The organism is Thauera sp. WH-2 (genome assembly GCF_048321015.1).
In the GTDB taxonomy this organism is placed as follows: Bacteria; Pseudomonadota; Gammaproteobacteria; order Burkholderiales; family Rhodocyclaceae; genus Thauera.
Window position 1 is genome coordinate 52532 of record NZ_JBLWFG010000010.1, and the last position, 13380, is coordinate 65911.

The following is a 13380-nucleotide window of genomic DNA, read 5'->3' on the forward strand; positions in this document are numbered from 1 at the left end:
CTTCAAGCGTAGTCGGCGAGGCGGGCGAGGTCGTCCGCCTCCAGCCATCGCCACTGCCCTGGCGCAAGCCCGGCAGGCAGGTCCAGCCCTCCCACCCGGCTTCTGTGCAGGGCCTCCACACGATTTCCGGCAGCGCCGACCATGCGTTTGACCTGGTGGTACTTGCCTTCACAGAGGGTCAGGCGCAGCGTGTTCGGGCTGGTGAGCTCGCAGGCCGCTGCGGCGATCGGCGCAGGCTCGTCATGCAGTTCGACGCCGCCGAGCAGGCAATCTGCAAAGGCCTGCTCGACCGCATGCTTCAGGGTGACTTCGTAGACCTTGGGCGTGCGCTTCTTGCCCGAACTCCAGTGGTGGATGAACTGCCCGTCGTCGGAGAGCAGCAACAGCCCGGTGGTGTCCTGGTCTAGGCGGCCTACGCACTGTACGCCGCGTTCCTGCAGTTGCGGCGGCAGCAGGGTGAAGACCGAAGGGTGGAAGGTCGGCTTGGCCGAACACTCATAGCCGGCCGGCTTGTGGAGGACGACATAGGCTCGGGCGCGGAAGCGCCAGTCCTGTTCTCCGACGCGGAATGCGAGACCGGGCGAGCCATCGGTGCTGCCGGCATCGAATTCGGCATACGGATCTTCACAGGCTTCGCCGGCGACGCTGACGTAACCGGCACGGATGAGGGCACGGCATTCCTTGCGGCTGCCGAAGCCCTGGGCATGGAGGAGGCGTTCGAGTTGCATGGCACGCATGTTATCCCGGGTGCAGGCATCCGCGGGTAAACTGCCGCCCTGCCCGCTCAGGAGACCGCCTTGAAATTCGAACACCTGATCGAGGTCAATGATCTCGCCAACCCGCTGCAGATGCAGCTCACACGCGAAGAGCTGTGGTTCGGCCTGTTGTGCCGCGCAGAGGATGCGTGCATCTTCCTGCCCGGCCTGGAGGCCTGCCACATCATCGAGCGCAGCGAAGACCGCCTCGTGCGCGACCTGCACTTCGGCAGCGCCATCATCCGCGATTGTGTCACCTTCGATCCGCTGCACTGGATGCGCTTCGAATCCGAAGCCAATGAGGAACACCCCGGCGGCAGTCTGGTGATCACCATCGAGGAACCCGAGCCCGGCGCCTTCTTCCTGCGTTTCGCCTACCAGACCTCGTTGCCGGAAGGCGGTGAGGAGGGGCGTTACGCGCAATTCGTGCGCTCGGCGTACCACCAGTCCGACCTCGATACCGTGCGCGTGATCCGGATGATCGCCCAATCCCGCGGGCAGGCGCAGTAGCGTCTGGCCCGGACCCGAAACTCCATCAACAGGAAACACCTCCCGACATGTGGTTCAAGAATCTGCAGATCTATCGCCTTCCCGTCCCGTGGGACATGAGCGCCGAGCGCCTCGAGGAGCAGCTCGCAAAGAAGCCCTTTCACCCCTGCGGCAGCCAGGACATGGAGAGTCGTGGCTGGTTGTCGCCACTCGGTAACGAGGTGCTGGTGCACGCCATCGGCGGTCAGTTCCTGATCTGCCTGGGCTTCGAGCACCGCCTGCTGCCCTCTGCGGTGGTCAAGCAGGAAGCAGATGAGCGCGCCGAAGAGCTGGCCGAGCAGCAGGGCTACAAGCTCGGCCGCAAGCAGATGAAGGAGCTGCGCGAACAAGTGACGCAGGAACTGCTGCCGCGCGCCTTCACCCGCCGCCGCCGCATGTTCGCCTGGATCGATCCGATCAACGGATGGTTGGTCGTCGATGCCGCCAGCCAGAGCAAGGCTGAGGACGTGCTCGAACAACTGCGCCACACGCTCGACAGCCTGCCCCTGACCCTGCTGCGTACCGAGTTGTCGCCGACGTCGGCAATGGCCGACTGGCTGGCCGGCAGTGAGCCGCCAGAGGGCTTCACGATCGACCAGGACTGCGAGCTGCGTTCGGTGGCCGAAGACAAGGCCGCAGTGCGCTACGTGCGGCATCCGCTCGAGGGTGAGGAGGTCAAGGGCCACCTCGAAGCCGGCAAGCTGCCCACCCGACTTGCGCTGACCTTCGACGACCGCATCAGCTTCGTGCTGACCGAGAAGCTCGAGATCAAGCGCCTCGATTTCCTCGACATCGTGCGTGACCAGATTGGCGATGGCGACAAGGATGACGCCGAGGCGCTGTTCAACGCAGAGTTTGCGCTTATGACCGGCGAACTCGCCCATCTGCTTCCTGCCGTGGTGGCTGCACTGGGCGGCGAGATCGCTGCGACAGCACAGGAAGGCCACATGCCTAGCGCTGAACTGCCCCGCCTGCAGGCCCTGAAACCTGTCGAACAAGCGGTTGAGACAGACGATCCTCCGTTCTGAGCACAGCGGTTGGGATAGCGAACAGACGACCTGGCAGCGCGCCGGGTGGTCTGCTTCTGGGTGTACACAATATTTAAAGATTTAAAAGATCATAAAGACAGTACACCCCGTTTTTCTGTGGATAACCGTATTTTCATCATATCGATCAACGATTTGAGTCTCTCGAAAAGCGGTTGAAAACCCCCTCGTCCACGGCAGGATGCTTTGTTGATGAAAATTCTGCTTGGGCGGTTTCAGTGACTTGTCCACAATTCGCTGCCCTGCTTCACCACAGCTTTCCCACTGCGCAGTGCGATGCTTGCAAGCCAACTGTCGCTCCAGCTGCGTTAAAGTCTGACCCATGGATAATGCGATGACTCTTGAATGGTGGCACTGGGAGATTGCCGGCCTCGCGCTGGTGCTGCTCGAGCTTGCCCTGCCCTCCTTCTTCATCATCTGGTTCGGGCTCGGCGCGATGCTCGCCGGCTTGGTCTTGCTTGCCGTGCCCGACCTGGCTTTGTCGAAGCAGATCGCAGCGTGGGTCATCGCGTCGATGGCGATGACGGTCCTGTGGTTCAGCGTGGCGCGGCGAGCGCGCTTCAAGACCCTGATCGGCACGGCGGCGGGCGAAGTGATCGGCGAGATCGGCCTGCTGGTGAATGCGGTTGCGCCCTTTGAGCGCGGCAAGGTGCGCTTTCAGCGTCCGGTGTTGGGTGCCGACGAGTGGGCCTGCGTGTCCGAGACCGCGATTGCGGCCGGTGAGCGGGTGCGGGTGGTGAGCGTGGAAGGCAGTTACGTCAAGGTGGCGAAAGCCTGATCGAAACAGTCCGGAGGAAACGGGTTCATGAATGAAAGTCTCGCCATCGCGATCGCCATCCTGGTGTTCGTTGTCATCACCATCGCAAAAGGCGTGCGCCTGGTCGCCCAGGGCGAAGAGTGGGTGGTCGAACGTCTTGGCAAGTATCACGCCACGCTAGGGCCGGGCCTCAACATCCTCATCCCCTATCTCGACAAGGTGGCTTACAAGCTGGTGACCAAGGACATCATCCTCGACGTGCAGGAGCAGGAGGTCATTACCCGCGACAACGCGGTGATCCTGACGAACGCGATCGCCTTCGTTAAGGTCACCGACCCGGTCAAGGCGGTATATGGCGTGACCGACTTCTCGGAGGCGATCCGCAACCTGATCATGACCACACTGCGCTCGATCGTCGGCGAGATGGAGCTCGACGAGGCGCTTTCCTCGCGCGACAAGATCAAGGCGCGGTTGCGCGAGAGCATCGCCGACGAGGCGGTCGATTGGGGCCTGACGGTGAAATCGGTCGAGATCCAGGACATCAAGCCCTCGCAGTCGATGCAGAAGGCGATGGAACTGCAGGCCGCGGCCGAGCGCGAGCGCAAGGCCGCGGTGACCAAGGCTGAGGGCGCCAAGCAGGCGGCGATTCTCGAGGCCGAGGCGCGGCTGGAATCCGCCAAACGAGACGCCAATGCGCAGGTGATGCTGGCCGAGGCCTCGGCCGAGTCGATCCGCCGCGTCTCGGCCGGCATCGGCGACCAGGCCGGACCGATGATGTATCTGCTCGGCGAGAAGTACATCGCCGCGCTGGAGAAGCTCGGCGAATCGGGCAGTTCCAAGCTCGTGGTGATGCCCGCCGACCTGCAGGAGACGCTGCGCGGCCTGGTCGGCAGGCTCGGCGTACGCGGCTGAACCTTCGCTCGCATCCGGCCTCACAGACTCGCATTCAATCGCAAGCCCCAAAGCAAGATAAGGAAGATCACGATGACCAAGCCCGCAAGCCTCGTGCGTACCCTGCTCGCCACCCTCGCCTTTGCCGCCGCATCCGGTAGCGCCATGGCGCAGAGTTTCATGACCGACAAGGTCGAGGTCGAGAAGCTGCTGACCGGCGCCACCTTCATCGGCGTGTATCTGCGCACCGAAACCGCCTACACGCTCAAGTTCGGTACCGACGGTACGCTTACCGACACAACCGGTGCCAAGGCACGCTGGTGGGTGGACGAGCAGGGCCGCTACTGCCGCGAATGGCTGGACGGCAAGCTCAAGGGCAACACCGGCTGCATGAACGTCGAGCTCGAGGACGGCCAGGTGGCGCTGTACTCGGACGGCAAGAAGGTGGTCGAAGGCATCATTGCTGGGGAGTGATCCGGGTCAGGTGTCCATAGGGTGTGGCGACTAGCCCACGCAACTGCGGATCGCCTGTGCCGCGATCGGTAGCCATACCCTCGAGATCTGCGCGCGCATCGCAATGATCGCGCGCGTGGCCGAACGCATGGCGGCTCGGTGAAGCCCCGGCGTTCATGCAGGCCGCAAGGCTTGGTGTCGGAACTTTTTACACAAAGGCCGGCATGGATGCGATGGATGGTGTGATTTCCATGTAAAACAATAGCCTGCATTTTTGGCATGAAGTTTGCTTCATATGAGTAAAAGAAGCTCCGATAGGGGCTTTGTGGATTCAGATAACCATCCATTCATTTACTCATTGCAGGGACCACCAACATGACCAACCAAATGAAGAAGCTTTCCATCGTGCTGCTGATTGCGCTTGGCACTACGACTGCACATGCCGCAGCCATCCACGATTCCAGCCTCTTCACCAACACGCTCGCCGCCAATGACGATGGATCAACTGGTCTGGTGTCGATCGGTTTCAGCCTGAACTTCTACGGAAACGCATACAGCAGCCTGTATGTGAATAACAACGGCAACACCACCTTCACTGGTCCTTTGGGAACCTACACCCCGTTCGGCATCACCGGCGTCAGCACGCCCATGCTGGCGCCCTTTTTTGCCGACGTTGATACCCGTGGCACGGGCAGCGGACTCGTCCAGTACGGCCAGAGCACCCTTGGGGGTCGTAACGTGTTCGGTGTGAACTGGATTGATGTGGGCTACTACGGTGCCCGCACGGACAAGCTCAACAGTTTCCAGTTGATCATCACCGACCGCTCCGACATTGCGCTGGGCGACTTCGATTTCGAGTTCAACTACGACACGATCCAGTGGGAAACCGGTGAGGCCAGCGGTGGCGTCAATGGTCTCGGTGGCACCTCGGCCGCAGCGGGCTGGACCAACGGAAGCGGTGCTTCGTTCCAGTTTGCCGGCTCGCTTGTGAATGGTGCGTTGCTGGATGGTGGTCCGAATGCGCTGGTCAGCGGGTCGCTCAATTCGCAGACCGCAGGGCAGTATCTCTTCTCGGTGCGGAGCGGCCAGGTGGTGAACCCCGTTCCGGAACCCGCCACGCTGGCACTGCTGGGCCTCGGCCTGGCGGGTCTGGCTGCGCGCCGTCGCAAGGTGGCTTGAGCCTCCGAGGCCTTCAGGAAAACGACGGCAGCTTTGGCTGCCGTCGTGCTTTCAGCCCAGCACTTCGCCGTGCTCGCGCGTGGCGTGGAAGGTGACCTTGGGCCACTTCTCGGCCGTCACTTCCAGGTTGTAGCGGCTGGTGGCCAGATACACCGGGTTGCCGTCGATGTCCTTGCCCAGGCGCAGCGCCTGCTCGCGCTCGAAGTTGCGCCGCGTGATGTCGTCCGGGAAGGTGAGCCAGCGCGCGGTGTGGATGTCGGCGGGCTCGAAGATCGCATCGACCTTGTACTCGTCCTTCAGGCGTTGCGCCACGATCTCGAACTGCAGCACGCCGACCGCGCCGAGCAGCATCTGGCCGCCCTCGAGCTCGAAGACCTGGATCGCGCCTTCTTCGCCCAGCTCCTGCAGCCCTTTCTGCAACTGCTTTGACTTGAGCGGATCGCGCAGGCGTGCGGCGCGGAACATTTCAGGCGAGAAGTAGGGGATGCCCTTGAAACCGAGGTTCTCGCCTTCGGTCAGGGTGTCGCCGATCTGCAGCTGGCCGTGGTTGTGGATGCCGACGATGTCGCCCGCGACACCGTCTTCCATGATCACACGCTCGTTGGCCATGAAGGTAAGCACATTGGCGAGCTTCATTTCGCGGCCGGCGCGCACGTGCTTCACCTTCATGCCCGCGCTGTAGCGGCCCGAGCAGATGCGGAAGAAGGCGATGCGGTCGCGGTGCTTCGGGTCCATGTTGGCCTGGATCTTGAACACGAAGCCGGTGAAGGCCGGCTCGGCCGGCTGCACCATGCGGCTGCCAGCATCGCGCGCCTGCGGCGGCGGCGCCCAGTCGATCAGCGACTGCAGGATCTCCTGCACGCCGAAGTTGTTGATACCCGAGCCGAAGAACACAGGGCTCTGCTTGCCGGCGAGGAAGTCGTCGAGGTCGAAGGGCGGCGAGGCGCCGTCGATCAGCTCGACATCTTCGCGCAGCTGACCGATCTCCAGCGGGAAGCGCTTGTCGAGCTCCGGGTTGTCCAGGCCCTTGATGATTTCGCCGTCACTGCGCCGTTCCTGGCCTGGGGTGAAGGTCAGCACCTGCTGCTGCAGCAGGTGATACACGCCGCGGAAGGCCTTGCCCATGCCCAGCGGCCAGGTCACCGGCGCGCAGGTGATCTTCAGCACGTCCTCGATCTCGGCGAGCAGCTCGAAGGGCTCGCGCACCTCGCGGTCGAGCTTGTTCACGAAGGTGATGATCGGCGTGTTGCGCAGGCGGCACACGTTGAGCAGCTTGATCGTCTGCGCCTCGACGCCCTTGGCGGCATCGATCACCATCACCGCGGCGTCCACCGCGGTGAGCACGCGGTAGGTGTCTTCCGAGAAATCCTCGTGGCCCGGGGTGTCGAGCAGGTTGATGGTGTGCCCCTGGTACTCGAACTGCATCACCGAGCTGGTCACCGAGATGCCGCGCTGCTTCTCTACTTCCATCCAGTCCGAGGTGGCGTGGCGGGCGGACTTGCGCGCCTTCACCGTGCCGGCGAGCTGGATCGCGCCGCCGAACAGCAGCAGCTTCTCGGTGAGCGTGGTCTTGCCCGCGTCGGGGTGGGAGATGATGGCGAAGGTGCGGCGCTTTTCGACGTCGCGCAGCAGCTCGGGCGGGAAGGGCGTGGTGGTCATCGGGGCTCGTCGGCAAAAACAAAACCGCCCGCCCGAGGTCGGGCGTGGCGGGACGAGCGGGATTCTATCAAGGAATCAGGAGGATGCCGTGCGTTGCCGGCGGCATCCCCGGGATGGCTACCGCGCTCCGGCTTACTTCTGCTTGCCGATCTGGTCGCCGATGACGCCACCGATGGCAGCACCGCCCACGGTGCCGAGGATGCCGCCGTTGCTGATCACGGCGCCGGCCACACCGCCTACCGCAGCACCTGTGGTGGCGCTCTTCTCGCGCGAGGACATGTTGTCCCAGGTTGCACAGCCAGTGAGCGCGAACGTGATGAGCAGGGCGGGGATGAGGGTACGGGTACGGGTCTTCATGGTGGCCTCCTTGTCGGGCTGTGGGGCGGCTGCAGTTGTGGAACGGAGGGGATTCGATGATCACTTCGCATTGCACGCCACGCCTGCCGGATGCGTGGAGTATGAGCGCGACTCGGGGATGAAGATCCCGTGGCGAGGTGTCGAATTGTTTCTCCGCCTTGCACGCGTCCAGACCCATCCCGGTGCAGATATCAGCCGCCCAGCATGTCCTCGGGTCGCACCCAGGCGTCGAACTGCTCGGCCGTGACGTGGCCAAGCGCGATTGCCGCCGCACGCAGGGTGCTGCCTTCGGCATAGGCCTTCTTTGCGATCTCTGCGGCCTTGTCGTAGCCGATGTGCGGGTTGAGCGCGGTGGCGAGCATCAGGCTGCGCTCTAGCTTCGCTGCCATGTTCTTCTCATCTGGCATCAAGCCGGCCACGCAGTGGCGCTGGAAGTTGCGGCAGCCGTCGGTGAGCAGGTGGATGGATTGCATCAGGTTGTAGGCGATCACCGGCTTGAACACGTTCAGTTGCAGATGTCCCTGGCTGGCCGCGAAGCCAATGGTGGCGTCGTTGCTGAGTACCTGGCAGGCGAGCATGGACAACGCCTCGCATTGGGTCGGGTTGACCTTCCCGGGCATGATCGAGCTACCGGGTTCGTTGGCAGGCAGTTGCACTTCAGCGAGGCCGGTACGCGGCCCGGAGCCAAGCAGGCGCAGGTCGTTGGCGAGCTTCATCAGCGTGACCGCGAGCGTCTTCAGGGCGCCAGACAGCGCCACCAGGGGTTCGTGCCCCGCAAGCGCGGCGAACTTGTTGGGTGCGCTGACCAGGGGCAGGCCGGTGAGCGCGGCGAGCTCCGCGGCGATGGCATTGGCAAAGCCCGGTGGGGCATTGAGTCCGGTGCCAACCGCGGTACCGCCCTGGGCGAGCGCATGCACGGCTGGCAGACTGGCCTCGATCGCATGCGTCGCGATGTCGAGCTGCGCGACGAAGGCCGACAGTTCCTGCCCGAAGGTGAGCGGCGTGGCATCCATCATGTGCGTGCGCCCGGTCTTGATGAGGCCGGCGTGACGCTCGGCCTGGGCAGTGAGCCCTTGTGCGAGCTCGGCGACTGCGGGCAGCAGGTCCTCATGCACCGCGCGCGCTGTGGCGATGTGCATCGCGGTCGGAAAGCAGTCGTTGGAGCTCTGGCTGCGATTGACGTGGTCGTTGGGGTGCACTGGCGCCTTGCCGCCGCGACCGCGGCCGGCGAGCTCGTTGGCACGGCCGGCGATGACCTCGTTAACATTCATGTTGGTCTGCGTACCACTGCCGGTCTGCCACACCACGAGCGGAAACTGCTCGTCGTGGTGGCCGGCAAGGATCTCGTCCGCAGCGCTTTCGATCAGCGTTGCGATCTCGGGCGGCAGTGCGCCGCTACGCGCATGCACGCGTGCGGCCGCCTTCTTGATCAGCGCCAGGGCGTGGATGATCGCGATCGGCATGCGTTCGCCGCCGATCGGAAAGTTGAGCAGCGAGCGCTGCGTCTGCGCTCCCCAGTAGGCACGGCCATCGACCTCCACTGGGCCGAGACTGTCGGTTTCGATGCGGTGCATGGCGAGCGTCCTCAATCGGATGAGTGGTCTGGTGGCCTTGCGCTGATGTGACGATTCTGCGCCTGCCCTTGTTCCGCCGCACGCTGCGCGGCAGCATGTGGCTGCTCCGTCGTAAGCTGGCGGCCTGGTTCGCGCACGGCATGAGGATTGCCCCGCACTGGAGACTCCTGGCATGAAGATCGTCATTGCCCCCGATTCGTACAAGGAAAGCCTGTCCGCCCTGCAGGTCGCGCAGGCGGTGGAGGCCGGCTTCCGAGAGGTTTTCCCTGAAGCCGAATACGTGCTCGTACCAGTAGCCGATGGCGGTGAGGGGACGGTGGAAGCAATGGTGGCTGCGACTGAAGGTCAGCTGTGCAGCGCGGCGGTGACGGCACCGCTGGGCGATACGGTCCAGGCGCGCTACGGGCTTACCGGCGATGGCATGACCGCGGTGATCGAGATGGCGGCTGCGAGCGGCCTCACCCTGGTGCCGCCGGCGGATCGCAATCCGCTCGTCACCAGCTCGCGTGGCACCGGCGAGCTGATCCGCGCTGCGCTCGACGCCGGCGCGCGGCGCTTCATCCTCGGCATCGGCGGTAGCGCCACCAACGACGGCGGTGCCGGCATGGTGCAGGCGCTGGGCGCGCGCTTGCTCGATGCGCAGGGGCGCGAGATCGGCCCGGGCGGTGGTGCACTCGCCGCACTGGACCGCATCGACGTTTCGGCCCTTGATCCGCGCCTGGCCGCGTCGCACATCGAGGTCGCCTGTGACGTGGACAACCCGCTCACCGGCGTGCGCGGCGCCTCGGCGGTGTTCGGCCCGCAGAAAGGCGCCACGCCAGGGATGGTGGCGGTATTGGATGAGAACCTCGCCCGCTTCGCCCGCATCGTCGAGCGCGATCTCTGCGTCACGGTGGACCCGGTGCCGGGTGCGGGCGCGGCGGGTGGCATGGGGGCGGCGATGCTGGCCTTTTTTGGTGCTACGCTTCGGCCGGGCATCGAGATCGTGACCGCCGCGGTCGGGCTCGACGCCCATGTCCGTGATGCCGACCTGGTGATCACCGGAGAGGGGCGTATCGACTTCCAGACCGTGCACGGCAAGACGCCGATCGGTGTGGCACGTGTGGCCAAGCGTCATGGCCGGCCGGTGATCGGCATCGCGGGCTCGCTCGGCAGTGGGGTGGACGCGGTGTACGCGCATGGGATCGACGCCGTGTTCAGCGTGCTCGCGCGGCCCTGCACCTTGGACGAAGCCCTGTACGATGCAGCGGAAAACCTGCGCGTGGCGGCCCGCAACTTGGCGGCCAGCCTGCGCATAGGCGCCTCGATCGGGGTGCCGCGATGAAACCTGTCCCCGACATGGAGAACACGATGAACCAAGACACCCTGCTCGCCAAGGACCACCCGCTGCGCGAGGACATCCGCCTGCTGGGGCGCCTGCTCGGGGATAGTGTGCGCGAACAGGAAGGCGAGGCGGTGTTCGACTGCATCGAGCAGATCCGCCAGTGTTCGGTGCGTTTTCGACGCGACGACGATATTGCCGCCCGCCGCGAGCTGGAGGGTATGCTCGACGCCCTGTCGCGCGAGCAGACCATCCAGGTGGTGCGCGCCTTCAGCTATTTTTCGCATCTGGCCAACATCGCTGAGGACCAGCACCACATCCGGCGTAGCCGTGCGCATCTGATCGCCGGCTCGGCACCGCGCGAAGGCAGCCTGGCGCGTGCCGTGCAGCATGCCTTCGAGGCCGGTACGGCCAACGCCGGGGTGCTGGTGGATTTCTTTGATAGTGCGCTGGTTTCGCCGGTGCTCACCGCCCATCCCACCGAGGTACAGCGCAAGAGCATCCTCAACTGCGAAACCGTGGTCGCGCGTCTGCTCGATGAGCGTGACCGCATGCAACTTACCCCGGAGGAGGCCGAGGCCAACCACGAGGCGCTCAAGCGCGCGGTGCTCACGCTGTGGCAGACGCGCATGCTGCGCACCGCCAAGCTGTCGGTCATCGACGAGGTCAACAACGGTCTGTCCTACTTCCAGACCACCTTCCTGCGCGAGCTGCCACGCTTGTACGCCGGGCTGGAGGATCGCCTGGCCAAGGCCGATCCGATGCTCGGCAGCCCCGAGCTCGACGCCTTCCTGCAGGTGGGGAGCTGGATCGGGGGCGATCGCGACGGAAACCCCTTCGTCACTGCCGAGGTGCTGGAGAAGGCGCTTGCCATGCACTGCGAGGTGGCGCTCGGCTATTACCTGGACGAGCTGCATATCCTCGGCTCGCAGCTCTCGCTCGGGATTGGTCTGGTGTCGGCCTCGGATGCGTTGCTCGCGCTCGCCGAGGCCTCGCCCGACCGCTCGCCGCATCGCAGTGACGAGCCCTACCGGCGCGCCATCTCCGGCATCTACGCACGCCTGGCCGCCACCCATCTGGCACTGCTCGGCCACGCGCCTGTGCGCCATGCGGTGGCCGATGCTGCGCCCTACGCCAGCGCGGCGGCGCTGACCGAGGACCTCGACACCCTGCACCGCTCGCTGGTGGCCAATGGTTCGGCGGCGCTGGCACGCGGGCGGCTGCGCCACCTGCGCCGCGCGGTGAAGGTCTTCGGCTTCCACCTCGCGCCGCTCGACTTGCGTCAGAACTCGGACGTGCACGAGCGCGTGGTCGCCGAACTGCTCGAAGTCGCGCGGCCGGGCAGCGCCTATGCCGCGCTCGACGAGGCGGGGCGCTGCGCGCTGCTGCTCGAGGAGCTCGATACCGCGCGCCCACTCGCCTCGCCGCACGTGCGTTACTCGGACGAGACCGAGGGCGAGCTGGCGATCTTCCGCGCCGCCCGCCAGGCGCACCTGCGCTACGGTACGGCCGCGATCCGCAACTGCATCATCTCCAAGACCGACGATGTCTCCGACCTGCTCGAGCTGGCGGTGCTGCTGAAGGAGGCTGGCATCCTGCGTCCGCTGGAGAACGCGCTCGACGTGAACATCGTGCCGCTGTTCGAGACCATCGGCGACCTCGAGAACGCTGCCGGCGTGATGGCGCGCATCTTCTCGATCCCGCGCTATCGAGGCCTGCTGGGCGCGCGCGACCACACGCAGGAGGTCATGCTCGGCTACTCGGACAGCAACAAGGACGGCGGCTTCCTCACCTCGGGCTGGTCGCTGTACAAGGCCGAGGGTGAACTGGTCGAGGCCTTCGCTGCCCATGGCGTGCGCCTGCGCCTGTTCCATGGCCGCGGCGGGTCGGTGGGTCGCGGCGGCGGCCCGAGCTACCAGGCCATCCTCGCCCAGCCCGAGGGTGCGGTGCAGGGCCAGATCCGCCTCACCGAGCAGGGTGAGGTGATTGGCGCCAAGTACGGCAACCCGGAAGTCGGCCGGCGCAACCTCGAGGTGCTGGTCGCGGCCACGCTCGAGACCAGCCTGCGCCCGGCCAGTGCCGCGCCCACGCCGCAGGCTTTTCTCGATGCCATGCAGACCCTGTCGGATGCGGCCTTCACGGCCTACCGCGGCCTGGTCTACGACACCGAGGGCTTCGAACGCTACTTCTGGGCGTCGACGGTGATCAGCGAGATCGCCGCGCTCAACATCGGCAGCCGGCCTGCCTCGCGCAAGAAGACCACCGCGATCGAGGATCTGCGCGCGATCCCGTGGGTGTTCAGCTGGTCGCAGTGCCGCGTGATGCTGCCGGGCTGGTATGGCTTCGGCAGCGCGGTGGAGGACTTCCTCGCCGCACATCCGGACGACGGCCTCGCGCTGCTGCAGCACATGAACGCCGAATGGCCCTTCTTCCAGACCCTGCTGTCGAACATGGACATGGTGCTGGCCAAGACCGACCTCGCGATCGCCAGCCGCTACGCCGAGCTGGTGAAGGACGTGGTGCTGCGCGACGCGATCTTCGGCCGCATCCGTGGCGAACACCAGGCCACGGTCGAGGCCGTGCTGCGGATCACGGGTCAGGCCGAGCTGCTCGACGGCAACCCGCTGCTCAAGCGCTCGATCCGTAACCGCTTCCCGTATCTGGACCCGCTCAACCACGTGCAGGTCGAGCTGCTGGGTCGTCATCGCGAGGTGGCTGAGGCGGGTGGCACCGACGAGCGTATCCGGCTCGGCATCCACCTCTCGATCAACGGCATCGCCGCGGGGCTGCGCAACAGCGGGTGAGGAGCGCAGCGCGAGCGGGAGTTGGCGAGTACTCGCGCCCGCCGCATCATGGGGGC

General features: G+C 65.2%; 12 protein-coding genes. 8 read left to right on the forward strand and 4 right to left on the reverse strand.

The features are described 5' to 3' along the window. Positions 1-2 precede the first annotated feature (2 nt). Positions 3-737, reverse strand: a complete 735-nt coding sequence (locus tag ACNKW1_RS14335; protein WP_418365280.1) for a 16S rRNA pseudouridine(516) synthase — start codon at positions 735-737, stop codon at positions 3-5. Between the two features lie 60 nt (positions 738-797). On the opposite strand from ACNKW1_RS14335, the gene ACNKW1_RS14340 reads away from it, so the two are divergent. From ACNKW1_RS14340 to ACNKW1_RS14365, 6 genes are all read left to right on the forward strand, one after another. Next, the gene (locus ACNKW1_RS14340; RefSeq protein ID WP_418365281.1) at positions 798-1265 is read left to right on the forward strand and encodes an SRPBCC family protein; all 468 of its coding nucleotides are present in this window, start codon (positions 798-800) and stop codon (positions 1263-1265) included. A 47-nt stretch (positions 1266-1312) separates the two neighbouring features. Continuing rightward, positions 1313-2311 carry a recombination-associated protein RdgC gene (locus ACNKW1_RS14345; protein WP_418365282.1) on the forward strand — a complete coding sequence of 333 codons (999 nt, stop codon included), beginning with the start codon at positions 1313-1315 and terminating at the stop codon, positions 2309-2311. A 352-nt stretch (positions 2312-2663) separates the two neighbouring features. Beyond that, a complete protein-coding gene (locus tag ACNKW1_RS14350; protein ID WP_418365283.1) occupies positions 2664-3107 on the forward strand; it encodes an NfeD family protein in 444 nt (147 codons plus the stop codon). A 27-nt stretch (positions 3108-3134) separates the two neighbouring features. Then, positions 3135-3998, forward strand: a complete 864-nt coding sequence (locus ACNKW1_RS14355) for an SPFH domain-containing protein (RefSeq protein WP_418365284.1) — start codon at positions 3135-3137, stop codon at positions 3996-3998. Between the two features lie 72 nt (positions 3999-4070). Next, a complete protein-coding gene (locus ACNKW1_RS14360; protein ID WP_418365285.1) occupies positions 4071-4451 on the forward strand; it encodes a hypothetical protein in 381 nt (126 codons plus the stop codon). 366 nt (positions 4452-4817) lie between these two features. Continuing rightward, positions 4818-5609, forward strand: a complete 792-nt coding sequence (locus ACNKW1_RS14365) for a nidogen-like domain-containing protein (RefSeq protein ID WP_418365286.1) — start codon at positions 4818-4820, stop codon at positions 5607-5609. A gap of 51 nt (positions 5610-5660) precedes the next feature. Here ACNKW1_RS14365 and ACNKW1_RS14370 read toward each other — a convergent pair whose 3' ends face one another. The 3 genes from ACNKW1_RS14370 to ACNKW1_RS14380 form a co-directional block, all read right to left on the reverse strand. After that, on the reverse strand, positions 5661-7268 hold the full coding sequence (locus ACNKW1_RS14370) for a peptide chain release factor 3 (RefSeq protein ID WP_418365287.1): 1608 nt from the start codon (positions 7266-7268) through the stop codon (positions 5661-5663). 132 nt (positions 7269-7400) lie between these two features. Beyond that, positions 7401-7625, reverse strand: a complete 225-nt coding sequence (locus tag ACNKW1_RS14375; RefSeq protein WP_418365288.1) for a glycine zipper 2TM domain-containing protein — start codon at positions 7623-7625, stop codon at positions 7401-7403. Positions 7626-7816: 191 nt separating this feature from the next. Next, complete coding sequence (locus tag ACNKW1_RS14380; protein ID WP_418365289.1) at positions 7817-9199, reverse strand: class II fumarate hydratase; 1383 nt, start codon at positions 9197-9199, stop codon at positions 7817-7819. A 172-nt stretch (positions 9200-9371) separates the two neighbouring features. On the opposite strand from ACNKW1_RS14380, the gene ACNKW1_RS14385 reads away from it, so the two are divergent. Together ACNKW1_RS14385 and ppc are read left to right on the forward strand one after the other, a co-directional pair. Further along, complete coding sequence (locus ACNKW1_RS14385; RefSeq protein WP_418365290.1) at positions 9372-10523, forward strand: glycerate kinase; 1152 nt, start codon at positions 9372-9374, stop codon at positions 10521-10523. A 26-nt stretch (positions 10524-10549) separates the two neighbouring features. Beyond that, on the forward strand, positions 10550-13324 hold the full coding sequence (gene ppc, locus ACNKW1_RS14390; RefSeq protein ID WP_418365291.1) for a phosphoenolpyruvate carboxylase: 2775 nt from the start codon (positions 10550-10552) through the stop codon (positions 13322-13324). Positions 13325-13380: the final 56 nt, after the last annotated feature.

Excerpts from the sequence above, each read along its gene's own strand:
- ACNKW1_RS14345 (WP_418365282.1), top strand. The coding sequence starts at position 1,313 with ATGTGGTTCAAGAATCTGCAGATCTATCGCCTTCCCGTCCCGTGGGAC.
- ACNKW1_RS14375 (WP_418365288.1), bottom strand. The coding sequence starts at position 7,625 with ATGAAGACCCGTACCCGTACCCTCATCCCCGCCCTGCTCATCACGTTC.
- ACNKW1_RS14350 (WP_418365283.1), top strand. The coding sequence starts at position 2,664 with ATGACTCTTGAATGGTGGCACTGGGAGATTGCCGGCCTCGCGCTGGTG.
- ACNKW1_RS14385 (WP_418365290.1), top strand. The coding sequence starts at position 9,372 with ATGAAGATCGTCATTGCCCCCGATTCGTACAAGGAAAGCCTGTCCGCC.
- ACNKW1_RS14360 (WP_418365285.1), top strand. The coding sequence starts at position 4,071 with ATGACCAAGCCCGCAAGCCTCGTGCGTACCCTGCTCGCCACCCTCGCC.
- ACNKW1_RS14365 (WP_418365286.1), top strand. The coding sequence starts at position 4,818 with ATGAAGAAGCTTTCCATCGTGCTGCTGATTGCGCTTGGCACTACGACT.
- ACNKW1_RS14380 (WP_418365289.1), bottom strand. The coding sequence starts at position 9,199 with ATGCACCGCATCGAAACCGACAGTCTCGGCCCAGTGGAGGTCGATGGC.
- ACNKW1_RS14370 (WP_418365287.1), bottom strand. The coding sequence starts at position 7,268 with ATGACCACCACGCCCTTCCCGCCCGAGCTGCTGCGCGACGTCGAAAAG.
- ppc (WP_418365291.1), top strand. The coding sequence starts at position 10,550 with ATGAACCAAGACACCCTGCTCGCCAAGGACCACCCGCTGCGCGAGGAC.
- ACNKW1_RS14335 (WP_418365280.1), bottom strand. The coding sequence starts at position 737 with ATGCGTGCCATGCAACTCGAACGCCTCCTCCATGCCCAGGGCTTCGGC.
- ACNKW1_RS14355 (WP_418365284.1), top strand. The coding sequence starts at position 3,135 with ATGAATGAAAGTCTCGCCATCGCGATCGCCATCCTGGTGTTCGTTGTC.